Here is a 22,503-nt window from a genome sequence, read left to right on the forward strand (position 1 = left end):
AAGGCGTGTCGTTGCCGCCTTTGACCCGTGGCGATGCGTTCGGTTTAATCCGGGACCTCCGGGTTTACCGCCACCGCCCCTGAAACAGCGGCTCGGGCAACCCGCGCCGCATAGTCGGCACCGCGAAGACGCTTCCGGCCTCCGGCTGTGCCGCAAGCGACGCCGCGTCGAGTTCGACGCGCGCGCTCGTCACGTACAGCGTGCTCAAATCCGGACCGCCGAGCGCGACGCAACTCGGTTGGCTCACCGGCACACGGACGCGTTCCGTTTCGACGCCGTCCGGCCCGTAACGCACGACGCGGCCGGCCCCCCACTGTGCATTCCAAAGGCCACCCTCGGCATCGACCGTCGATCCGTCGGGCACGCCGTCGCCGTCGGTGAGCCGCGCGAACAGGCGAATATGGCCGACGGCTCCATCGGTACCGTAGTCGCAAGCGAGGATCTCGCGCGAAGGCGAATCGCAAAAGTACATCGTCGCGCCGTCGGGGCTGAAGCCGATGCTGTTCGAGATCGCGGGCGTGGGCAACGGCAGCCGCTCGAGCGATAAATCATGGCCGAGCCGATAAAAGCCGCCGGCCACGGCGCCGTCCGCGCCTTCGTACTTCGTGCCGAAGACGAAGCGTCCCTGGCGGTCGCATCGTCCGTCGTTCAAGCGCGTGGCGAGCCCCGGCTCCACGTCGACGATCCGCTGCATCTCCCGCGTGGCCGGATCGAAGAACGCGAGATGCGTCGCGAGACCGAGCAGCAGGTATTGCGGATCGGCGCACAAGGCGAAGGTCGCCAGCCGCTCGGGCATCGGCCAGCTCGTATGCTCGCCCGTACCGGGGTCGAATCGATACAAGCGCGCGCCCTCGATATCCGTCCAGTAAAAGCGCCCCGTGCGTTCGCACCATGTCGCGCCTTCGCCCAGCGCGCAGCGCGCCTCGACGGCGAGCGTTGCCTGCCCCCGTTCCGAACTCATGCCCAGCCTCCGTCGACGATGAATTCCTGCGCCGTCACCATGCGGCTGTCGTCGGCCGCCAAGAACAACGCCATACGCGCCAGATCCTCGGGCATGAGTTCGCCGTCGAGGCATTGCCCTTCCTTCAAGGCGCGTTTGCCGGCTTCGTCGAGCCAGAGCTTGCGCTGCTTTTCGGTGAGGACCCAGCCGGGCACGAGTGCGTTCACGCGGATGCCGAACGGGCCGAGGTCGCGCGCAAGCGCGTGAGTGAGCCCCTGAATCGCGGCTTTCGACGTTAGATAGACCGGCATGCCCCCTTGCTTGAGCATCCAGCTGATCGAACCCAGGTTGATGATCGAGCCGCCGCCGGCGTGCTTCATGTCCTCGACGACCGCTTGCGCGGCGAAGAACTGATGCCGCAAATTGACGGCAATGCCCGCATCGAACGAAGCCGGCGTGACGTCGGCCAGCGCATGACGGACGTCGTTCGCGGCGTTGTTCACGAGTACCGCGATCGGGCCCAACGCGCTTCGCGCATCTGCGATCGCGCCGCGCAACGCCTCGATGTCGGTCACGTCGCAGGTGAGAAACAGCGGCTTCTCGGGCGCATCGCCAAGCGCATCGACCAGCGCCTCGCCCGCGCTCGTATCGATATCGCAAAACGCCACGCGCGCGCCTTGCCGCGCGAAATGCTGAACGAACGACGCGCCAATGCCGGTCGCGCCGCCGGTGATGAACACGGTGCGGCCGGCGAGGCTCGGGTAGCGCGCGTAGGGACCCAGTTGCGGATGATCGGGGAGCGACATCGTGAGTTTTCTCCGTTAGAGCGAGAGAGCCCCGCTCGATGCGCGGGCTCCGTACGCCATCGTTCTATCGTTCAATCGCGCGAACCGCGATTCTTGAGCTGATCGAGGAGCACGGCGGCAAGCAAGATCGCGCCGCGCACGAGATATTGGTAGAACGCGTCGATGTTCAAAAGGTTCATGACGTTCTCGACCGTGCCCATGATCAGCACGCCGATGACCACGCCCGAAATCGTCGCGCGCCCGCCGAGCAGCGACACGCCGCCCAACACGCACGCCGAAATGACGTTCAGCTCGAAGCCTTCGGCGGCGTTCGGCTGACCCGACGTGATCCGCGACGCGAGGATGACGCCGGCCAGCGCCGTCACGGCGCCTTGCACCAAGAAGATCACGACGCGCGTGCGCTCGACGTTGATCCCCGCCAGGCGCGACGCTTCCGGATTGCCCCCGATCGCGAGCGTGTTGCGGCCGTAGACGGTTTGGTTGAGCAATACGCCGAAAACGATGAAACAGATGAGTGTGACCCAGATCGGCAGCGACACGCCGAAGAGCGTCAAGCCGCCGAGCGCGATGAACGTCTCCGAGGACACGCCCACGGCTTGCCCGTGCGACACGATGAAGCCCAGACCGCGCACGATTTCCATCGTCGCGAGCGTCGTGATCAGCGCATTGATGCGCAGGTACGCGATGACCGCGCCGTTGACCCAGCCGATCACGGAACCGGCGGCGACGGCCGCGACGATCGCGAGGAACGTGTTGTTCGTCGCATTGAGCACCATCGCGCAGAGCACGCCGGCGAACGCGACCGTGGAGCCGACCGACAAATCGAAGTCGCGCGACGCGAGGCAGAACATCATCGTGCACGCCACCATGCCGATCTGCGAGACCGACAGCGCCAAGCCGAGCATGTTGTCGATCGAGAAGAAGTGATCGACGGTCAGCGACGTCGTCACGAACATCACGGCGAAAATCAAAATGAGGCTGTATTCGGTGACTTGCTGCCACCATCTTTGCCGATCGTTCGACTGCGGGATCAGCGCTTCGGCGGCACGCTTGGCGCCCGCCTCGACGAGGTTTTCTCTTGCTTGCATGTCGTGACTCCTTCACCGTCGTTCGCGACGGTTTTCGTTACATCCGTTCCGTGTCCGGCGTGTTCGCCGTATTCGCCGTATTCGCCGTGCCCTACGCCGCCTCGCGCGCCGCGCGTCCGCCCTGCGGCAAGGCGAGTTCCAGCAGCGCCGGCTCGCTGGCCTCGCTGCGGGCGAGTTCACCCGAAATCCGCCCTTCGCGCATGACCACGATGCGATCGGAGACGCCAAGTACTTCCGGCAACTCCGACGACACCATCACCACCGCGCAACCGCGTTCGGCGAGTTCGTAGATGACGTTATAGATCTCGTGTTTCGCACCGACGTCGATCCCGCGCGTAGGCTCGTCGAGAATGACGACTTTCAGATCGGGCTCCGCGAGCCAGCGCGACAAGATCGCCTTTTGCTGATTGCCGCCCGACAGCAGGCGAATCTTTTGCCGGCGGCTCGGCGTCTTGATCTTGAGCAGCTTGATGAAACGATCGGCCGTTTCCGCCTCTTTCTTTCGATTGAGGAACAAGCCCGCGCGCAACCCATGCCGGCGGCAACTGATGTTGATGTTCTCGGCCACCGACGCCATCGCGACGATGCCCTCCTCCTTGCGGTCTTCGGGACACAGCACGATGCCTTTACGAATCGCGTGCGTGGGACTTTTCACGTCCGTGGCCGCACCGTCGAGCGTCAGTTGCCCGCCACGCAGTTTCTCCGCACCGTACACGAGGCGCATCAATTCGCTACGCCCTGCGCCGACGAGTCCGAAGAAGCCGACGATTTCCCCCGCGCGCACCGAAAAGCTCGCGGGCGCCGACAAGCCATGGCCTTCGACGGCGTCGACCGCGAGCCGCACCTCGCCCTGCGAGCGCGGCCGATAACCATAAATATCCGAAATCTCGCGCCCTACCATCTCTTTGACGATCGTGTCGCGCTGGACCTCGGCGAGCGACGGATGCGACGCCACTTTGCGGCCGTCGCGGAAGATCGTGCATGCGGTGCATAGCTCGTAGATCTCGTCCATCCGGTGCGAGATATAGATGAGCGCACGGCCGTCGGCCTGCAACTCGCGCACGAGCTTGAAAAGCACTTCGGTCTCGCGGTGCGACAGCGAACTCGTGGGTTCGTCGAGCGCGATCACGCGTGCGTTGCGCAGCAGCGCCTTGCAGATTTCGACCATCTGCCGCTGCGCGATCGAGAGCCGTCCAAGCCGCGCGTTGGGATCGAGATCGACACCCATCTGCGCCAGCCGCTCCCGCACGAAGCGCTTGGCGCCGCGCTTGTTCACCCACCCGAGCGCATTGGGCAACCGGCCGAGCAGCAGATTTTCCGTCACGGTCAAATCGGGAACGTACTGCAACTCCTGGTGAATCACCGCCACACCTGCCGCAATCGAGGCCGCCGCGCTCGAAAAGCGCACCTCGTTGCCGTCCATCAAGATGCGGCCGGAATCGGGCTGATACTCGCCGCCGAGAATCTTGAGCAGCGTCGACTTGCCCGCGCCGTTCTCGCCCATGAGTCCATGCACCTGGCCGGCCTCGACCTCGAACGACACGCCGTCGAGCGCGCGCACGCCCGGAAACACCTTGCCGATATTGTCAAATCGCAACGTTGCTGACATCTCACCTGTCCTCGCACTGAAGGGTCGTCCAGGCCGGGCGCACCGTACCGCCGCGCGTCCGGCCTGGCATGCCGCGCCGCTTACTTCGCGGCGAGCCCCATCTCTTCACGCACCTTCGCGACGTTATCCCGCGTGGCGAGCATCCCCGTCGTGAGCGTCAGCAGCGGCGGTTGCTTGCCCGTCGTGATCCACTTGTACATGTCTTCCGACGTCTCGTCGCCGTGGCGCTTCGGGCTGATGATGACCGAGCCGAAGAAGCCCGTCGGTTGCGGCTTCTTGAATTCGTTCAATGCCGAATCCGAGCCGCCGATCCCGATGCCGATCATGTTGTCGGCCTTGAAGCCGCGGCTTTCGGCGGCGCGCACGGCACCGAGCACCGCTTCGTCGTTCAGACCGTACGCCACCCAGTGCTTGAACTGCGGGTTCTTCGTGATCGCGATGTTCGCCGCGTTGAAGGCGTTTTCCGTATCGGTCTTCGCTTGTGGTGCGGCGATGACGTTCGCTTTCGGGAAGCCCGATGCGACGAGGATGTCGGTCGCGCCTTGCGTACGATCGTGCGCCGTGGGCAACTCCTCATAGGTCACGTCGATCGCGCCGACGTCCTTCATGTCCCAGCCGCGTTTCTTGATTTCGTCGACGATGCCCTTACCGACTTGCTGACCGATGTTGTAGGCCGAGATGCCCATGTGCGGCACGCTCGCGATCGGCTTGCCGCTACCGTCTACGAGGCGGTCGTCCACCGTCATCATCTTGAGCCCGTCGGCCTTCGCCTTCGCGACGATGCCCGGTCCGAGCTTCACGTCGGGCGTGCAGATGATGAAGCCTTGCGCCTGTTGAGCGTGCAAGTTGTCGATCGCGCTCATCACCTTTTCACCCGAAGTCGCACCGATCTTCACGAGCGTGAAGCCGTCGCGCTTCGCGGCCATTTCGGCAAACTTCCATTCGTCCTGGAACCAGGGTTCCTCCGGCTGCTTCACGAGAAAGCCGATCTTGACCGGATCGGCGGCTTGCGCGGCCGGCACGCCAGCCACCATCGACGTTACCGCGGCGGCGACGAGCGTGAGGAAAATTTTGCGCTTCATGAGGTTTGTCTCCTGTCTGATTGAGCGTTCGGCCGCCTTGTCTATATCGGATGACTCACGCGGCCAGTGGGCCATCCGGTTTGCATATCGCCGTGCGAAGCTGCCGCACGGCAGGCAAAACGATCTTTTCAGTCCAACATGTCAATCGTGGTACAGCGCCGTGCGCCCGCCATCGATCGTGATGCACGTCGCATTGATGAACGGCGCCTCATCCGAGGCGAGAAACACCGCCGTCATCGCCACCTCTTCCGGCTGCGCGATGCGCTTCATCGGCTGCAAGGCCATCGTCGCCTCGCGCGCCGCGACGGGATCGGGCTGCGCGTTCCACCAATCGTGCGTCAACTGCGTTTCCACATATCCCGGCGCGATCGCATTCACGCGCACTTGCCGTGCCGCGTATTCGATGCCGAGCGCTCGCGTCAAGCCGAGCACGCCGTGCTTGGCGACGGGATACGGGAAGCACCCCGGAATGATCTGAAACGCATGCGTCGAAGCGATGTTGACGATGCTGCCGCGCCCGCGTTCCACCATCCCCGACAGCACGGCCTTGCAACCGTTCCAGACACCGTCGAGATCGACCGCGAAGCAGCGCCGCCAATCGTCGTCGCTCATCGTGAGCGGGTCGCAGAACACGTTGATGCCGGCGTTGTTCACGAGCACGTCGATCGGGCCGAACGCATGCTCGCCCGCATCGCGCGCGTCGCATACGGAAGCTGGTCGCGTCACGTCGGTGCGCACCGCGAGCACGCGCGCACCGGGCGTTTCGGCCTCGATGCGCTCGGCCACGCGCCGCGCCGCATCGAGATCGAGTTCGGCCAGCACCGTCGCCGCGCCTTCGCGCGCGAATGCGTGGGCGATGGCCTCGCCGATGCCGCGGCCCGCACCCGTCACGAGCGCGACCTTGCCGGCGAGCCGGTTCACCGCGGCGCCCCCGCGCCCACTTGGCGCCAGGCGGAGACGAACGCGCGCGCATGCGCGGCTGTCGTATCCACGTCTTGCCCGGCGCGGTACAGCGCCGAACCGAGCCCGAAGCCGCTCGCGCCCGCCGCCACGAACGTGTTCATGTTCTCGGGCGTCACTCCGCCCACCGGCACGAGCGGAACGCGCTTGGCGATCACGGCGCGCCAGGCTTTGACGACATGCGCCCCCAACTGCTCCGCGGGAAACATCTTCAATACGTCGGCACCGCTCGCCAGCGCGGCGAACGCTTCGGTCGGGGTCGCGACGCCCGGTGCGCACGCCATGCCTTTTTCTTTCGCGGTGCTAATGATTTCGGTGTCGCCGTGCGGCATGACGATGAGTTCGCCGCCCGCGCGCGCCACGTCGTCGACGAAAGCGGGCCGTAACACCGTCCCCGCGCCCACGACCGCATCGTCCGGCAGCGACTGGCGCAATGCGGCGATGCTGGCCAGCGGATCGGGCGAATTGAGCGGCACCTCGACGACGCGAAACCCGGCGTCATACAGCGCTTGCCCGTGCGCCACGACCTCGCTCGGCGTCACGCCGCGCAAAATCGCGATCAACGCGCACGACTCGAAGGCGGCCATGAGGCGCGCGTGAGGGTGATAGGGCTTCGGTAGATCGAATTCGGGTTGCATGTCGGACCGCCTAATTCATGGAGACTGCTATCGATTGATCGGATGGCGCGCGCGTCAACTTGCCGGCGCGGCCGCGCTCCGCGGCACGAAACCCGCTTGCGTCGCGATACGCCAGAGCCCATTTTCGGCCGCGGCCTCGACGACGCTCGCCCGCCGGCAGCCGAACTCGGCCAGCGCGAGCCGGTAGCGCTCGCATAGCGCGGCGCCGCCGATCAAACGCGGCACCTCGTCGGCGAGCGGCGCATCGCGCGACTCCAGCAGCGCGGCAAGTCCGGCGAGTTCGTGTCCGATCAACAGCCCGGAAAGATAATCGGGTTGCTGTTCGGGGCTCAGCGCGCCGGTCAGCCCCAGCGTGCGGGTACTAAAGATCGTCGCGAGCAATCCCGCGCGCTGCGCGTGCTTGGCCACCGTGACCCCGCGCAAGAACGCTTGCGTATCGGGTTCGACGGGCTCGAGCATCGTGCGCCCGAGGATCGTATGCTCGCGCAAGGCGGCGTACAGCTCCCCCGTCATGAACGTATGGAACGACTCGATGCGTTCGCCGCGCACGACGGCCCACTTCGCGTGCGTGCCCGGCAAACCCACGAGCGTGCGCGAATTCGCGGCGATCGCATCGCTCGCGAGCGCGCCGACGATTTGCGTTTCTTCGCCGCGCATGACGTTCGGCAAATCGCCGCGCTCGATCACGCCCGGCACGATACGCACGCTCACGCCTCGGGCAGTCGTGACGTCGACGATGCCCGCGACGAGCGCCGAGGCGTCGGCCGGCACGTCGACGTACGGCGCTTCGCGCCAGCCCTGCGCGCTGCCCACCATCCCGGCTGCGATCACGGGCAGCCCCGGCGATGCTTCGAGCCATGCGCCGCACGCCGATTCGAAGGCGGCGTCGAACCCGCCCGGTTGCGGCAAGCGCATGATTCCCTCGCTCGACGCGCGCGAGTCCACGACGTTGCCGAGCGCATCGAACAGATACGCACGCATGGCCGTCGTACCCCAGTCGAGGCCGATCAGGACCGGTTGCGCGGTGAGGGCTTGCACAGCGCTCATCGTTTGATGCGGCGCCCGCCGGGCGCGGCATAGCCGAGTTCTTCGGAAATCGCACGCGCTTCGCGCTGCACGATCGGCACCAATTCATCCATACGTTCGAGCGGCATATAAGGGACCGTGCTTGCGACTGAAACCGCGGCGATGATCATGCCGGACGCATCGCGAATCGGCGCGGCGACACAGCGAATGGACACCTCGTTCTCCTCGAGATCGAACGCGTAGCCGGCGGCCGCATAGCGAACCATGCGTTGCAGGAACATCGGTTTATCGGGGCGCGTGTCGTGACTGAAGCGTTCGCTGGTCACCGAGCGCCTTGCCGCGTCGTACAACACGCCCCAGGTTTGCGGCGACAAGTCGAGCATCAGCGCCTTGCCGATACCCGTCGACGCGAGCGGCATGTGATGGCCGCGGGACGAACGCATTTCGAGCCCGCGCTTGCCTCCGATCTTGTCGATGTACAGAACGTCGTCGCCGTCGCGCACGCCGAGGTGAATCGTGTCGAGCGTCTCATCCGACAAACGCTCGAGATGCGGACGCGCCACGGCTGTCAGCGGCATTTGCTCCAGCGCGATCGTGCCGAGTTCGATGAGCTTGGGTCCGAGGAAATAACCGTTCGGGCCCGTGCGCAGGTAGCGCGCTTGAACGAGGCTGCTCACCAGGCGATGCGACGTGCTGCGCTTCGTACCCAGCGCCGCGGAGAAGGCGCGCATATCGCGCGCGCCGTTGGCGCAAGCCTCGATGATGGCCAGGCCGCGCAACAGCGTTTGCGTGCCCGCCTGCAACTCGTTGATTTCGAGAGGAGAACCCGTGATCGGAAAACGTTCGTTTGTCGCACGAGCCGATTGGGGCTCGGCGGCGTCGGCCTCCGCGGGAGGATGGGCCAGGTCGTTGTCAGGGGCATTCATCGGGCAAGTCTCCGTGCAGGTGAGATGCTTCGCTCTCGAATCGCTTGTCGGTCGGTGTGTCGTCACGCGGCCGCCTCGACCGCTCGCGACGAATTGTAGGCACGCCTCACGCAATGCACCAACATTTGAATGGGCTGCTCATATAGTGAGATTTCCGCGCATGGGCGATGGCGGTGCCGAGATGCTTGGCAACCGCTGCTAGACTTTCGATCGCGTGCTCAGTCCCCGCTCCCCGCATAAGGATCGATTCATGAAACCCATCATCAATCTGGCCGATGTCGAACTGTCCCCGTTACCTCCAGGCTTCGCGCCGCCCGAGTCCATGGCCGAGCGCTATGCGCCACGCATGGGGTCCATCGGGGCGCGCATCGGCGCGCAGAAGCTCGGCTACAACGTCACGGCGCTCGCGCCGGGCAAGCGCGCCTTCCCGTTCCATAACCACCGGATCAACGAAGAGATGTTTTTCGTGCTCGAAGGCACGGGGGAAGTGCGCATCGGCGATGCGGTGTATCCGATCCGGGCGGGCGACGTGATTGCTTGCCCGCCCGGCGGCGCCGAGACGGCGCACCAGATCGCGAACACGGGCGAGGTGGAATTGAAATATCTCGCGGTGAGCACGAAGATGATGCCCGAGATCGCCGAGTACCCCGATTCGGGCAAGTTCGGCATCCTTGCCGAATTCCCTGGGGCACCCGGCGAAAAGCCGAAGGGCTTTAGGTTCGTTTCGCGCGAAAGCGAAAGCATCCCGTACTGGGACGACAATTGAGCCGTGCTTTCGGCGGCCGCGCTCAGCGTGGCAATTCGGCGGCGCCCATGCGCCGCGCGATGACCCCGGAGCGCTGCGCGAGATACGCGGACGAGCGGTGCTGATCGAAGTAGCGTGGGTTCGGCAGCATGACGGCAAGACGGGCCGACTGCCAGGTGGTCAATTGCGATGCGGCGCACCGGTAGTAGTAGCGCGAGGCCGCCTGTGCGCCGTACACCCCGTTGCCCCACTCGACGGAATTCAAATAGATCTCGAAGATGCGCTCCTTATCGAGCAACGTTTCGAGCATCCACGTGATGATGAGCTCCTGCCCTTTGCGCAGATAGCTCTTTTGCCGCGAGAGAAATAGGTTGCGCGCAAGCTGCTGCGAGATGGTCGAGCCGCCGGCCACGATCTTGCCGCGCTTCTTGTTCCGCTCCCACGCCTGCAGGATCGCCTCGGTCTCGTAGCCGTTGTTGTTGACGAAGTTCGCGTCCTCCGACGCAATGATCGCGCGCTTCAAATTGCGGGAGATGCGATCGTAGGGCACCCATTGATGCTGGATCGCGAGATCGGGACGATCCTGCGCGAGCCGCCACGCATCGGCGCGCATGAACGCCGTCGAACTCGGATCGACGACGCTCCACAAGGCGATCTGCCCGAAGTAATAGGCCTGCGTCGCAACCCAGGCAAAGACGCCGACGCCGACGGCATACAGCACCCAGCCGCCCACGCCTTTCCCCGCTGTCTTTTTCGTTTTCGTCATCGATGGGTCTCGACTATCGGGACGCCTGCCCCTCGCTCCCCGCATCAAGCGGATCAGGCCTGCGCGGTCAGCAACGCACGCAGCTCGGCCAAGACCGGCGCGCTCGCGGGACGCACGCCGCGCCACACCCAGAACGATTCGGCCGCTTGCTCGACCAGCATGCCAAGTCCATCGGAAATTCGCGCCCCGAGCGCCTGCGCATGCCGCATGAACACCGTCGGCTGGGCGCCGTACATCATGTCGTAGGCAAGCGTGCCGGCTCCGAACGCCCGGCCGTCGCATTCGGGCACCTCGGCCGTCAGCGAACCGGCCGTCGCATTGACGATCACGTCGTAGGGCACCGGCTCCGCCGCCGCGGGGGCACCGCCCGATAGCGCGCAGCCAGCCTCTCGCGCCGCTTCGGCGAATTGTTCGACGAGCGCCTCGGCCTTCTCCGCCGTGCGATTGACGATCGTCAACCGGCACGGCCCGCGCTCGAGCATGGGCAATACGGCTCCTCGTGCCGCGCCGCCCGCGCCGAGCAGCAAGATGCTCGCGCCGGACAGGCTCACCTGTAAGTTCGTTTCGATATCGGCGACGAGCCCGACGCCGTCGGTATTCTCGCCGTAAATGCCGTCGCGATCGAACCGCAGTGTATTGACGGCGCCCGCGGCGGCGGCGCGCGGCGAAAGCCGGTCGGCCAGCGCGTAGGCCTCCAGTTTGAACGGCACGGTGACGTTCAGCCCTCGCCCGCCCGCGGCAACGAATGCGCGGACCGTTTCGTTAAAGCCGTCCACGGGTGCGAGCAAGCGCCGGTATTCGATCCGCTCACCCGTTTGCTCGGCGAAACGGGCGTGGATGATCGGCGACTTGCTGTGCGCGATCGGGTTGCCGATCACCGCATAGAGTTCGCATCCCGCTTGCGCGGGCGCGATGGGTTCGGGCACACCCCGTCGGGGCTGATCGTTCGCCGCGCTCATGGCGCCACCTGTGTGGGTTGCGTCGTCCCATCTTGCGCGTCGGTGGAAGCCTCGTCGTCCGCCGCACCGGCTGCCTCTGGACGATCGGCGCCATCGCCAGCCTCTTCGCCTTCCGCCCGCGCCTCTTCCTCGCTTTCGGCCGATGCATCCGCCGATTCGACGAATTCGCCCTCTTCCTCCTCGGGGGCCAGCGCGTTCGCGCCCGGCGCATCGAGTACGCGAATCGGCCGCACCGAGGCCTCGACCGTCAACTCATCGACCGCCATGACCTCGAGCACGATGCGCGTTCCGCGCGCATGCACGCCGAGCCCGGGCACATGAAGCAACAGCGGCACTTCCTCGAGCCTCACGAGATCGCCCTTCACCACGGCCGCGACGACCTCCTTCTTGTTCTCCTGCGTGAGCCAACGCAAGCACCAGAAATACTCCATGCGCCGTTGATGATCGGCGTAGGCCGTATAGGTATCGTCGAAGCCCTGCACGACGGCGAACAGATCGGCGTCCTTCGGCTTGAACGGCGCGACGAGCTTGGCCGCGACGCCATGCTGAACGCAAGCGATCAATTGCCATTGATTGACGAGATCGACATAGCGGCGCAGCGGCGACGTGCTCCACGCGTACTGCGCGACGCCGAGCCCCTCGTGCGGCGCCGCGCTCGTCTGCATGCGCGTGCGCTTCGGGCCTGCCGCGGCAAACGTGCGCTGCGTCCGGTAGATGCCCGGCACGCCGTGATCGTGGAGCAAGGCGCCCCACGTCGAGTTGGCCAAGATCGCAAGCTCGGCCACGATCAAATCGAGCGGCGAGCCGCGCCGGCGCGGCGTAATGCTCACATGCTCGCCATCGACGTAGAAGTTGTAGTCGGTATTGCCCGGCACCTCGCGCCGCAAGCCGTATCCGGCGCGGGCAGCCTGACGCTTTTCGAACAACGCTTGCGCGAGCGGCCACAGGAGCGCGATCTCTTCCTTATGCGGATACTCGCCGCTGCCGGCCGCAAGCGCTTCCTCGGTGACTTCCGCGTCGAGCGTGTTATGGCGCAAATTGCTCTTCACATACACGAGTTCCGCGCGCGTTTCGCTCGCGACGATCTCTTGCGTGGCGCGGTTGACGATGATGTAGAGCGACAGCGCCGGGCGCAGCCCGCCTTCCTTGAGCGTGAAAGCCTCGACGACTTCGTCCGGCAGCATCGTGATTTTGTCGCCCGGCATATAGACCGTCGACAAGCGCGCGCGCGCGATCGCATCGACCGCGTCACCGCGCACGATCCCGAGCGCCGGCGCGGCGATGTGGACCCCGACGCGCACGCGATCGTCTTCCAAGACTTCGACGGAAAAGGCGTCGTCGATTTCGGTCGTCGTGATGTCGTCGATCGAGAATGCCGGCGCATGGGCGGTCGGCAGATCCTCCGGCACCGGGCCCGGCGTCACGGCCGGAAAGCCCGTGCCATGAGGGAAGTATTCCGAGAGGAACTTCGCTTCGTGCAGCGCGCGAGCCGAGGCGATGCCGCCGCACTCGAGCATGAGCCGCGCCTGCGAGATACCGCGCGCCGCCGCGGCGCCTTCGAGCGCCTTGTATTCGATCGTGTTCTTGTCGGGCTTCGTGAGCAGCGTGAGCGCCTTGCCGCGCAGCGCCTCGGGCAACCGGCCGGCTTTGAGTTCCTCTTCGTACTCGGCCTGCACGAGCGCTTGTTGGCGCTTGCGCTCGAGCGCCGCGAGCGCCATCTTCAATTGCTCTTCGGGCGCACGCTGAAATTGTCCGCGTCCCTTGCGACGGAAGTACACGGGCGCGCCTTGCATGCGCAGCACGAGCGCCGCGCGCTCGACCGGTCCCGAGTGTTCGCCGAAATATTCGCCGGCCAGCGCGACAAACGGGAATTCCTCCGCGGGCGCGCACTCCCACAAAAAATCGAGATCGATTTGCTGCGCGCAGGCATCGGCCTCGTGCAACAGTTCGGCGGCGCTCGGCTTATCGAACTCGATCAGCACGTCCTTCGCGCGCACCTTGGCGCGCCGGCCGCCCGGCAACTCGACCTGCAACGCATCGCCTTGGCGCGACAGCACGCTGCCGGCCTTCAAACCGCCTGATTCCTCAAAGAAAACGTTCACTCGACTCTCTCGTTACGAATTTGGCCCTCGCGGCAAATGGGCGCTGCAAACTGCGCACCCGCCGCGGATCGATATGGTTCAGTTGAGCGGTCACGGATCGCTCGCGCGCCCGGGCACCGCCGCCGCGCTAGGTGCGCCCGGCCGCGGCGATGCCGCACATGGCGAGGACATCGTCGACGTAGTCGGCGAATTCGCTGATCGCGTGATCGCTGCCGGTAATCAGTTTCGTCTCGACGCCCGGGTAATGAGCGAGCATTTCGCGGTAGTCGAGCACTTCGTCGCCTGTGGCGGCGATCAAATAATAGCGTTCCGGCCGCGTGATCGACGCGACGCCCAGCGTTTGCAACTCGCTGAGATGATGCGGTTCGACCACGATGCTACCGCCGCCGTGCCACAACGGCTGCTCCCCCAAATAAGCGGACAAATCCCGCTGCGGCAGGACCGCCGGGTTCAGCAAGAGCGCGCGCCAACCGTGCTTCTCGGCAAGGTACGTGGCGAAGTAACCGCCCAGCGAGCTGCCGATCACCGTGACTTCGTCGGCCGCCACGCCCGCCACCTGAGCTTGCGCCACGGCAACGGCCTCGAGCGGCGACACCGGCAGCATCGGACAGCGCCATTCGTCGGCCCGCCCAAGCTCGGCCATCCGCGCGGCGAGCAGTCGAGCCTTGAACGATTGCGGCGACGAACGAAAGCCGTGCAAATAGAGAATCACACGCCGCCTTTCGCGCGCGAGCCGAGCGCGTCGAGCAATTTCTGATGAACGCCGCCGAATCCACCGTTGCTCATGACGAGCACGTGGTCGCCCGGTCGCGCCGCGTCCACGACGGCCGCCACGAGCGCGCCGAGATCGTGGAACGCCGTGGCCTTCTCGCCGAGCGGCGCAAGCGCCTCATGCAGGTCCCAGCCGAGCGCATCGCGCCCCGTCGAGGCGCCGTAACCGAACACCAGATCGGCCCCTTCGAGACTCTTGGGCAGTTGCGCCTTCATGACGCCGAGCTTCATCGTGTTCGACCGCGGCTCGAGCACCGCAAGGATGCGCGTATGCTCGCCGCCCAGGCGTGTGCGCAAACCGGCGATCGTCGTTTCGATGGCCGTCGGGTGATGGGCGAAGTCGTCGTAGACGGTGACCCCGTCCACGCTGCCGCGCACCTCCATCCGGCGCTTGACGTTGCGGAAATCGCTCAGCGAGCGCGCCGCCTGGGCAGGCGGCACGCCGACATGCCGCGCCGCCGCGATGGCCGCCAACGCATTGAGCCGGTTGTGCTCGCCCTGCACGTGCCAGTCCACGGCTCCCACACGTTCGCCGCGCCAGTACACGGCGTAACGCTCGTCGACGGGTTCCCCCTCGGCCGCCGGCAGCGCGCTCCAACCGCCGTCGACACCAAAGCGCTCGACCTCGCTCCACACGCCGCGCGCGAGCACGCGTTCGAGCGCGGCCTCGCGTCCGTTGACGATAAGACGGCCGAGCGAGGGGACCGTGCGCACGAGGTGATGAAATTGCGTCTCGATCGCGCCCAGATCCGGGAAGATGTCCGCGTGATCGAACTCCAGGTTGTTCAAAATGGCCGTGCGCGGGCGGTAGTGAACGAACTTGGAACGCTTATCGAAAAAGGCGGTGTCGTATTCGTCCGCTTCGATGACGAAAAAATTCGAATCGGTCAGACGGGCCGACACGCCGAAGTTCAGTGGCACCCCGCCGATCAAAAAGCCGGGATTGAGCCCGGCGTCTTCGAGCAGCCACGCCAGCATCGAGCTCGTTGTCGTCTTGCCGTGCGTACCCGCCACGGCCAGCACCCATTTGCCCGCGAGCACGTGCTCTCCGAGCCATTGAGGCCCCGAGACATAGGGCAAGCCGCGATCGAGGATGGCCTCCATGAGCGGGTTGCCGCGCGAGACGACATTGCCGACGACGAACAAATCCGGCTTCAGATCGAGTTGCTCGGCGCCATAGCCTTCGACGAGGGTGATCCCTTGCGCCTCGAGCTGGGTACTCATCGGCGGATAGACGCCGGCATCGCAGCCCGTCACGGTATGTCCCGCGGCGCGCGCGAGAACCGCGAGGCCGCCCATGAAAGTGCCGCAGATGCCGAGGATGTGGATGTGCATAAAAACTGTCTGCTCGTGCCGCGCTTGCCGCGAGTGCATGGTGGGGACGCGAACGCCGGGCGGGCGAGCCGCGTGAGGCCCGCTATTGTACCCGACGCGCTCGCGGCAGCCGGGCGCAGCGGGCGAGACCGGACGATCTAGTATGATTGCCGGATGGTGCGTAAATCTTTTGTCGATCCGCAGCGCGTGCGGGAGGAAATCGCGATGGCGGCGGCCCGCCTGATCGCGGAGGAAGGGCTCGACTATGCCAGTGCGAAGCGCAAGGCCGCGCGACAAGTGGTCGGCCAGCCGCGCGTAGCGGGCGAATGGCTGCCCGACAACGATCAAATCGAGGAAGAAATCCGCGAATATCAGGCGCTGTTCCAAGCCGAAACCCAACCGGCTGTGTTGCGCCGGCTGCGCGAGATCGCGCTCGAATGGATGATGCGGCTCGCGCAGTTCAATCCCTATTTGACGGGCGCGGTACTGAACGGTACGGCCGGCGAGCATTCGGACGTCCACTTGCAGGTCTTTTGCGACAACCCGAAGGAAGTGGCGATCTATCTGCTCAATGCGAACGTCCAATACGACGTTTCCGAAACGCACCACTTCGGCGGGCGCGGCGACGTCGAAACGCTGAGCTTTCTCTGGCGGAGCACGCGCGACGAAGCGCCGGTGGGCATCCACATCGCGCTATATGATACGGACGACCTGCGCGGCGCCGTGCGCGCCGATGCCCGAGGGCGGGCGCCACGCGCGAACGCCGAGACCGTGCGGGCGCTGCTCGAGGGCGACGCGCCCTCGGCGCTCGCCGACTGAGCCCGACCCACCCCGATTCCACGACATATTGGATATATGAATAGGAAAGCCACCTTCGCCATCGCCGCGCTCGCGATCGTCGCGGCCGCTTTAGGCGTGGGCGCCCGGCAATGGCTGCACGGCGATACCGGCCAAGGCGAGGACCCCGCACGCCAGACGCAAGCGTCGCAAACCCCGCCAACCGCCGCACCCGCGAGCGACGCCGTCGCGCAGCTCATGGACACGCAGTTGCAGGACGTCGCCGGCCAGGCCCAAACGCTCGCTCGCTACAAAGGGCACGTGCTCGTCGTGAACTTCTGGGCTTCGTGGTGCGGCCCGTGCGTCGCCGAAATGCCGGAACTCGTGCGGCTGCACGACGCATACTCGAGCAAGGGCGTGCAGTTCGTCGGCATCGGCGTCGACTCGCAGCAGAACATACAGGCCTTCCTGAAGAAAGTGCCCGTCGATTATCCGATTCTCGTCAGCGGTTTCGGCGGCGCCGACCTCGCGAGAAGCCTCGGCAATTCGGCAGGTGCCCTGCCCTTTACGGTCGTAATTGACGCTAACGGCGTCGTACGGTCGACAAAATTGGGACAAGTCGCGCCAGTCGAATTGCGCAAGACGCTCGACGCGCTTTAACGAACAAATTCCGCTTCGGCCCCGATCGGCGCAGATTGACGCAAATTGACGCACGGTTGAACGAAATTCACCGAATCTGCAGTCCAAAACCGGTAAAAAGCGCCGCTCCGGGCACCGGCTTTTTCATTCGCCGCTAGACAAGTTTCGACAAACGGCGATAAAGTGCGCGCAATTCCGCGGAAACAGAAGCGAACCATGAGACGATTGCTGGTACTGCACGGTCCGAACCTCAACCTGCTAGGTACGCGGGAACCCGAGGTGTACGGCCGCGTCACGTTGGAGCAGATCGATCAAGCGCTCGTGGCTCGCGCGCAGGAAGCAGGCGTGCAATTGCTGACGTTTCAGAGCAATCACGAAGGTCAACTCGTCGACCGCGTGCACGCCGCAAGGGCGGAGGCGGTCGAGTTCGTCTTGATCAATCCCGCCGCCTATACGCATACCAGCGTCGCTTTGCGCGATGCGCTGGCGGGCGTCGGCATCCCGTTCGTCGAGATTCATCTGTCGAATGTGCATCGCCGAGAGCCGTTCAGGCATCACTCGTACTTTTCCGATTTGGCCGAAGGCGTCATCTGCGGGCTCGGTTGGAAAGGCTACCTGTACGCACTCGAGTTCGCGCTCGAGCGGCTGGCGTCGCAAAGCGCGCGTAGCTGACTTTCAGAACATCAAATCGGCGCCGGCTCGAGCCAGCGCCCAACGCATTGAACAAGGGGATTCCCTATGGATCTACGTAAGCTGAAAACTTTGATCGACCTCGTCTCCGAATCGGGCATCTCCGAGCTCGAAGTGACCGAGGGCGAAGGCAAAGTCCGCATCGTGAAGAATGCGCCGCCGGTTTACGTACAGCAGTCCGCCTCGTATGCGCCGCCGCTCGCGGCAGCCGCGCCCGCGATGGGCGCAGGCGCGCTCGAGCAAGCTCCCGCAGCCGCCGCTCCCGCGGCCGTCGCCCAAGGCCACGTGATCACCTCGCCGATGGTCGGCACGTTCTATCGCTCGCCCTCGCCGGGCGCCGAGCCGTTCATCCAAGTGGGCGACACGGTGAAGGAAGGCCAGACGCTGTGCATCATCGAAGCGATGAAGCTGCTCAATGAAATCGAGTCCGACAAAGCCGGCGTCGTGAAGGAAATCCTTATCGAAAACGGCCAAGCCGTCGAATACGGCCAGCCGCTTTTCGTCATCGGCTGATCGCAAAGCGGGCCCGAGCGCCATCTGCCGCCTCGGGCATACCCCGTTTAGCTCGAATGCCGTGCGCCGCCACAGATCGCGGCCCCACGACGCACGAGCCCTTTAATGCGTCGAACCATCGCCATGTTTGAAAAAATCCTCATTGCCAATCGCGGCGAAATTGCGTTGCGCATCCAGCGCGCATGCCGCGAACTCGGCGTCAAGACGGTCGTCGCCTATTCGACCGCGGACAAGGACGCCAAGTACGTCAAGCTCGCCGACGAAGCCGTCTGTATCGGACCGGCGCCGTCGCCGCAGAGCTATCTGAACATGCCCGCGCTCATCAGCGCGGCCGAAGTGACCGATGCCGAGGCGATCCACCCCGGCTACGGCTTCCTGTCGGAAAACGCCGACTTCGCGGAACGCGTCGAGCAATCGGGTTTCGCCTTCATCGGCCCGCGCCCCGAAACGATCCGCCTGATGGGCGACAAAGTCTCCGCCAAGCAGACGATGATCAAGACGGGCGTGCCTTGCGTGCCCGGCTCCGAAGGCGCCCTGCCCGACGACCCGAAAGAGATCGTCAAGATCGCGCGCGCGATCGGTTATCCGGTCATCATCAAGGCCGCGGGCGGCGGCGGCGGACGGGGCATGCGCGTCGTCCATACGGAAGCCGCGCTCGTCAACGCCGTGAACATGACCCGCGAGGAAGCCGAGCGCGCGTTCGGCAATCCGCAGGTCTACATGGAGAAGTTCCTCGAGAACCCGCGCCACGTCGAAATCCAGGTGCTCGCGGATTCGTTCAAGAACGCCCTGTGGCTCGGCGAGCGCGATTGCTCGATGCAACGCCGCCACCAGAAGGTGATCGAGGAAGCGCCGGCGCCCGGTATCGCGCGCCGCCTGATCGAGCGGATCGGCGACCGATGCGCCGACGCGTGCAAGAAGATGGGTTACCTCGGTGCCGGCACGTTCGAATTCCTGTACGAGAACGGCGAGTTTTACTTCATCGAAATGAACACGCGCGTGCAGGTCGAGCACCCGGTGACGGAATTGATCACGGGCATCGACATCGTGCAAGAGCAGATCCGCATCGCCGCCGGCGAGAAGCTGACGATGCGCCAGCGCGATATCGTGTTCCGCGGCCATGCGATCGAGTGCCGTATCAACGCCGAGGATCCGTTCAAGTTCACGCCGTCGCCGGGCCGCATCACGTCCTGGCATACGCCCGGCGGCCCCGGCATTCGGGTCGACTCGCATGCGTACAATGGGTATTTCGTTCCGCCGAACTACGACTCGATGATCGGCAAGCTGATCGCCTACGGTGCAACGCGCGAACAGGCGATCCGTCGCATGCGCATCGCGTTGTCGGAAATGGTCGTCGAAGGCATCCAGACGAACATTCCGTTGCACCGCGAACTGATGCTCGACGGCGGCTTCGTCGAAGGCGGCACGAGCATCCATTACTTGGAAAACCGGCTTGCGGAAAAGCAGCAAGCCGCGCCGGAAGAAGCTTGAGCGTCAGTCATGAGCTACCGGGAATTGATCGTCGAACTCGATCGGACGCATGCCGAAGCGCTGTCCGACGCGCTTATCGAACTCGGGGCGTTATCGGTATCGGTTGAAGACGCCGATGCCGATACGCCCGACGAGCAGCCTTTGTTCGGCGAGCCCGGTCTCACGCCCGATCGCACGGCTTGGCAGCATTCGCGTGTCGTCGCGCTGCTCGATCCCGAGCAAGAGCCGGCGCTGCTCGCCGCGGCCGCGGCGAACGCGATCGGTTTGGCGGCCACGCCGGCCTTCACGTTGCGCGACGTGCCCGAGCAAGACTGGGTGCGTCTCACGCAGTCGCAATTCGAGCCGATCGCGATCGGCAAGCGCATTTGGGTCGTGCCCTCTTGGCACGACGCACCCGATCCGCAAGCGCTGATTCTCGAGCTCGATCCGGGGCTGGCCTTCGGCACGGGCAGCCATCCCACGACGCGATTGTGTATGGAGTGGCTCGAGGAATCGGTCGCGCCGGGGCAATCGGTACTCGATTACGGCTGCGGTTCCGGCATTTTGGCGATCCTCGCGCAAAAGTGCGGGGCTGCGCCGGTCGTGGGTGTCGATATCGATCCGCAGGCGGTCGAGTCGGCTCGGCTCAATAGCGAGCGCAATCGAGCCGACGTGGCCTATGCGCTGCCGGACGCGTGCCCGGCCGGACAATTCGACATCGTTGTGGCGAACATCTTGTCGAACCCGCTCAAACTGATGGCGTCGATGTTGAGCGCCAAGGTGAAAACGGGCGGACGCATTGCGCTTTCGGGCGTGCTCGCGCGGCAAGCCGAGGAAGTCGCGGCCGCTTATCGGCCGTGGATCGACATCGGCGTATGGCGCGAACACGAAGGCTGGGTCTGCCTCACGGGCGTGAAGCGAGCCGGCGAGCGCAATGGAAACGGCGACGCTGCCGAGGGTACGGCGGGAAACCATTAGAATAGCGCCTATCGATCGACGCACCGGTCCATCCCGGTTTCCCCGCTCACCATGGTTCTAGCCACCCGCTGTCCCCACTGCGAAACGGTTTTCCGCGTGCAGGAAACGCTGCTCGCGGCCTCCGGCGGGTTCGCGCGCTGCGGACACTGCCAGCAAGTCTTCGACGCCCGGCACAATCTGCTCGACCCGACGGCAGGTACGCAGCACGGCGATCGGGCGCCCGAGTCAGCAGCCCCGCCTGAGCCGCAATCGGATACTTCCGCGGCGGCCGAAGCGCAAGCTCGCGCTGCCGAAGAGGCGCGCTTGGCCGAAGAAGCCCGCTTGGCCGAAGAAGCCCGCGTAGCCGAAGAAGCCCGCGTTGCCGAAGAGGCTCGCGCTGCCGAAGAAGCCCGCGTTGCCGAAGAAGCCCGCGTTGCCGAAGAAGCTCGCGTTGCCGAAGAGGCTCGCTTAGCCGAAGAGGCTCGCGTTGCCGAAGAGGCTCGCGTTGCCGAAGAGGCTCGCGTTGCCGAAGAGGCTCGCGTTGCCGAAGAGGCTCGCGTTGCCGAAGAAGCCCGCTTAGCCGAAGAAGCCCGCTTAGCCGAAGAAGCCCGCGTTGCCGAAGAAGCCCGCGTTGCCGAAGAAGCCCGCGTTGCCGAAGAAGCCCGCGTTGCCGAAGAAGCTCGCGCCGCCGAAGAAGCCCGCGTTGCCGAAGAAGCTCGCGCCGCCGAAGAAGCCCGTGTAGCCGCAGAAGCCAAAGCCTCCGCCGAAGCCGAGGCGCAGGCGGCCGCGCAATCCGAATTCCCGGCGACGACCGAAAGCGCGCATCCGCCGCTGGCGGCCGCCCCGTCCGAGCCGGCGCCTCATTCGACGCATCGAGTCGTCCCACCTTTACACGACGATAGCGAACAGATCGCCGCCCCCGAGTGGGCGCCCGCGCGCGATCAGGGTTGGCACGACGACGAGCCGCGCTTCAACGGGCGCGTCCCGTCCGAGGCCGAAGCCGCCGACGACGAGCCGCACCTCGAGCCTCACCTGCGCGCGAGCCTCCAGGCACAAGCCGACACACCGGTCGAGCCGCGTTTCGGCGACGCCGAACCCAACGTTCGCACAGCGGGCGTGCCGCCGGTTTTCGCGGAGCCGCCCGAGTCCGACGAGCAAGCGCGCCACTTCGCAATGACACGCGAAGCCCGCACCCACGCGCCGAGAAGGGCGCTGTGGATCATCCTCGGCAGCATCGTATCGATCGCCCTCGTTCTCGCGCTGATCGCCCAGCTAACGTGGTGGCGCCGTGAAGCCGTGATGGTCTACTGGCCGGAATCGCAGCCGCTGTTCGCTCGCGTGTGCGCGCAGTTGGGCTGCCAGCTCTCGCCGCCACGCGACATCGACGGGCTGCAGGTGGAAGCGTCCGACCTGCGTCAGGTCGACGGCCCGCACCGCTTGGAGTTGCGCGTGCCGCTGCGGAACCGATACGGCATCGCGCTCGCCTTCCCGGCGATCGAGCTGACCCTGTTCGACGACAAAAATAACGTCGCGATCCGCCGCATCCTATGGCCGCAAGACTATGTGGCCCCTGGTACGACGATCGCCGCCGGCCTACCGCCGCATGCGACGCAGACGATGATCGTGCGGCTCGATTCGGGCAACGCGATCGCGACTAATTTCCGCGTCCAGATCTTTTATCCGTAGCGCAGTTCGGGCGCGGCCGCTTTGCGAGCGCGTGCCCAC

General features: G+C 65.3%; 22 protein-coding genes. 8 read left to right on the top strand and 14 right to left on the bottom strand.

Going from position 1 to position 22,503, the window contains the following annotated elements:
* Positions 1–64: 64 nt before the first annotated feature.
* From C0Z18_RS03255 to C0Z18_RS03295, 9 genes are all read right to left on the bottom strand, one after another.
* Complete coding sequence (locus C0Z18_RS03255; protein ID WP_102643916.1) at positions 65–961, bottom strand: SMP-30/gluconolactonase/LRE family protein; 897 nt, start codon at positions 959–961, stop codon at positions 65–67.
* Entirely contained in the window at positions 958–1,746 is a 789-nt protein-coding gene (locus tag C0Z18_RS03260; RefSeq protein WP_102643917.1) for an SDR family NAD(P)-dependent oxidoreductase, read from the bottom strand. Before C0Z18_RS03260 ends, C0Z18_RS03255 begins: the two co-directional genes overlap by 4 nt.
* Before the next feature lie 71 nt (positions 1,747–1,817).
* The gene (gene araH / locus C0Z18_RS03265; RefSeq protein ID WP_102643918.1) at positions 1,818–2,834 is read right to left on the bottom strand and encodes an L-arabinose ABC transporter permease AraH; all 1,017 of its coding nucleotides are present in this window, start codon (positions 2,832–2,834) and stop codon (positions 1,818–1,820) included.
* Between the two features lie 91 nt (positions 2,835–2,925).
* On the bottom strand, positions 2,926–4,443 hold the full coding sequence (araG, locus tag C0Z18_RS03270) for an L-arabinose ABC transporter ATP-binding protein AraG (RefSeq protein WP_102643919.1): 1,518 nt from the start codon (positions 4,441–4,443) through the stop codon (positions 2,926–2,928).
* Between the two features lie 80 nt (positions 4,444–4,523).
* Positions 4,524–5,525 (bottom strand): arabinose ABC transporter substrate-binding protein, encoded by a 1,002-nt coding sequence (locus tag C0Z18_RS03275; protein ID WP_102643920.1) that lies wholly within the window; start codon positions 5,523–5,525, stop codon positions 4,524–4,526.
* A 141-nt stretch (positions 5,526–5,666) separates the two neighbouring features.
* Positions 5,667–6,446: an SDR family oxidoreductase gene (locus tag C0Z18_RS03280; RefSeq protein WP_102643921.1), complete on the bottom strand. Its 780-nt coding sequence runs from the start codon at positions 6,444–6,446 to the stop codon at positions 5,667–5,669.
* Positions 6,443–7,123: a 2-dehydro-3-deoxy-6-phosphogalactonate aldolase gene (locus C0Z18_RS03285; protein WP_102643922.1), complete on the bottom strand. Its 681-nt coding sequence runs from the start codon at positions 7,121–7,123 to the stop codon at positions 6,443–6,445. Before C0Z18_RS03285 ends, C0Z18_RS03280 begins: the two co-directional genes overlap by 4 nt.
* Positions 7,124–7,177: 54 nt before the next feature.
* On the bottom strand, positions 7,178–8,170 hold the full coding sequence (locus tag C0Z18_RS03290) for a 2-dehydro-3-deoxygalactonokinase (RefSeq protein ID WP_102643923.1): 993 nt from the start codon (positions 8,168–8,170) through the stop codon (positions 7,178–7,180).
* Complete coding sequence (locus C0Z18_RS03295; RefSeq protein ID WP_102643924.1) at positions 8,167–9,075, bottom strand: IclR family transcriptional regulator; 909 nt, start codon at positions 9,073–9,075, stop codon at positions 8,167–8,169. The genes C0Z18_RS03290 and C0Z18_RS03295 overlap by 4 nt, the downstream gene beginning before the upstream one ends.
* 250 nt (positions 9,076–9,325) lie before the next feature.
* Here C0Z18_RS03295 and C0Z18_RS03300 point away from each other — a divergent pair, with 250 nt between their 5' ends.
* On the top strand, positions 9,326–9,841 hold the full coding sequence (locus C0Z18_RS03300) for a cupin domain-containing protein (protein WP_102643925.1): 516 nt from the start codon (positions 9,326–9,328) through the stop codon (positions 9,839–9,841).
* A gap of 22 nt (positions 9,842–9,863) precedes the next feature.
* On the opposite strand, the gene mtgA is transcribed toward C0Z18_RS03300, so the two are convergent.
* From mtgA to mpl, 5 genes are all read right to left on the bottom strand, one after another.
* Positions 9,864–10,586 (bottom strand): monofunctional biosynthetic peptidoglycan transglycosylase, encoded by a 723-nt coding sequence (mtgA, locus tag C0Z18_RS03305; protein WP_102643926.1) that lies wholly within the window; start codon positions 10,584–10,586, stop codon positions 9,864–9,866.
* 53 nt (positions 10,587–10,639) lie between these two features.
* Positions 10,640–11,545, bottom strand: coding sequence for a shikimate dehydrogenase (gene aroE, locus C0Z18_RS03310; RefSeq protein WP_102643927.1), 906 nt, complete (start codon positions 11,543–11,545; stop codon positions 10,640–10,642).
* Complete coding sequence (locus tag C0Z18_RS03315; RefSeq protein WP_102643928.1) at positions 11,542–13,647, bottom strand: ribonuclease catalytic domain-containing protein; 2,106 nt, start codon at positions 13,645–13,647, stop codon at positions 11,542–11,544. Before C0Z18_RS03315 ends, aroE begins: the two co-directional genes overlap by 4 nt.
* A 127-nt stretch (positions 13,648–13,774) precedes the next feature.
* A complete protein-coding gene (locus C0Z18_RS03320; protein ID WP_102643929.1) occupies positions 13,775–14,359 on the bottom strand; it encodes a YqiA/YcfP family alpha/beta fold hydrolase in 585 nt (194 codons plus the stop codon).
* Positions 14,356–15,792, bottom strand: coding sequence for a UDP-N-acetylmuramate:L-alanyl-gamma-D-glutamyl-meso-diaminopimelate ligase (mpl, locus tag C0Z18_RS03325; protein ID WP_332888201.1), 1,437 nt, complete (start codon positions 15,790–15,792; stop codon positions 14,356–14,358). Before mpl ends, C0Z18_RS03320 begins: the two co-directional genes overlap by 4 nt.
* 114 nt (positions 15,793–15,906) lie before the next feature.
* On the opposite strand from mpl, the gene C0Z18_RS03330 reads away from it, so the two are divergent.
* The 7 genes from C0Z18_RS03330 to C0Z18_RS03360 all read left to right on the top strand — a co-directional run bounded on the left by C0Z18_RS03330 (position 15,907) and on the right by C0Z18_RS03360 (position 22,464).
* Positions 15,907–16,551: a UDP-N-acetylmuramate--alanine ligase gene (locus C0Z18_RS03330; RefSeq protein ID WP_102643930.1), complete on the top strand. Its 645-nt coding sequence runs from the start codon at positions 15,907–15,909 to the stop codon at positions 16,549–16,551.
* A 36-nt stretch (positions 16,552–16,587) separates the two neighbouring features.
* Positions 16,588–17,169 carry a TlpA family protein disulfide reductase gene (locus C0Z18_RS03335; RefSeq protein ID WP_102643931.1) on the top strand — a complete coding sequence of 194 codons (582 nt, stop codon included), beginning with the start codon at positions 16,588–16,590 and terminating at the stop codon, positions 17,167–17,169.
* 195 nt (positions 17,170–17,364) lie between these two features.
* Complete coding sequence (gene aroQ, locus C0Z18_RS03340) at positions 17,365–17,820, top strand: type II 3-dehydroquinate dehydratase (RefSeq protein WP_102644027.1); 456 nt, start codon at positions 17,365–17,367, stop codon at positions 17,818–17,820.
* A 66-nt stretch (positions 17,821–17,886) separates the two neighbouring features.
* A complete protein-coding gene (gene accB, locus C0Z18_RS03345; protein WP_102643932.1) occupies positions 17,887–18,351 on the top strand; it encodes an acetyl-CoA carboxylase biotin carboxyl carrier protein in 465 nt (154 codons plus the stop codon).
* 123 nt (positions 18,352–18,474) lie between these two features.
* Positions 18,475–19,842 carry an acetyl-CoA carboxylase biotin carboxylase subunit gene (gene accC / locus C0Z18_RS03350; protein ID WP_102643933.1) on the top strand — a complete coding sequence of 456 codons (1,368 nt, stop codon included), beginning with the start codon at positions 18,475–18,477 and terminating at the stop codon, positions 19,840–19,842.
* Positions 19,843–19,851: 9 nt separating this feature from the next.
* Positions 19,852–20,799 (top strand): 50S ribosomal protein L11 methyltransferase, encoded by a 948-nt coding sequence (prmA, locus tag C0Z18_RS03355; RefSeq protein ID WP_102643934.1) that lies wholly within the window; start codon positions 19,852–19,854, stop codon positions 20,797–20,799.
* A 51-nt stretch (positions 20,800–20,850) separates the two neighbouring features.
* Positions 20,851–22,464 (top strand): DUF3426 domain-containing protein, encoded by a 1,614-nt coding sequence (locus tag C0Z18_RS03360; protein ID WP_102643935.1) that lies wholly within the window; start codon positions 20,851–20,853, stop codon positions 22,462–22,464.
* The last annotated feature ends 39 nt before the right edge of the window (positions 22,465–22,503 follow it).

The organism is Trinickia dabaoshanensis (genome assembly GCF_002879885.1).
Classification (GTDB): Bacteria; Pseudomonadota; Gammaproteobacteria; order Burkholderiales; family Burkholderiaceae; genus Trinickia; species Trinickia dabaoshanensis.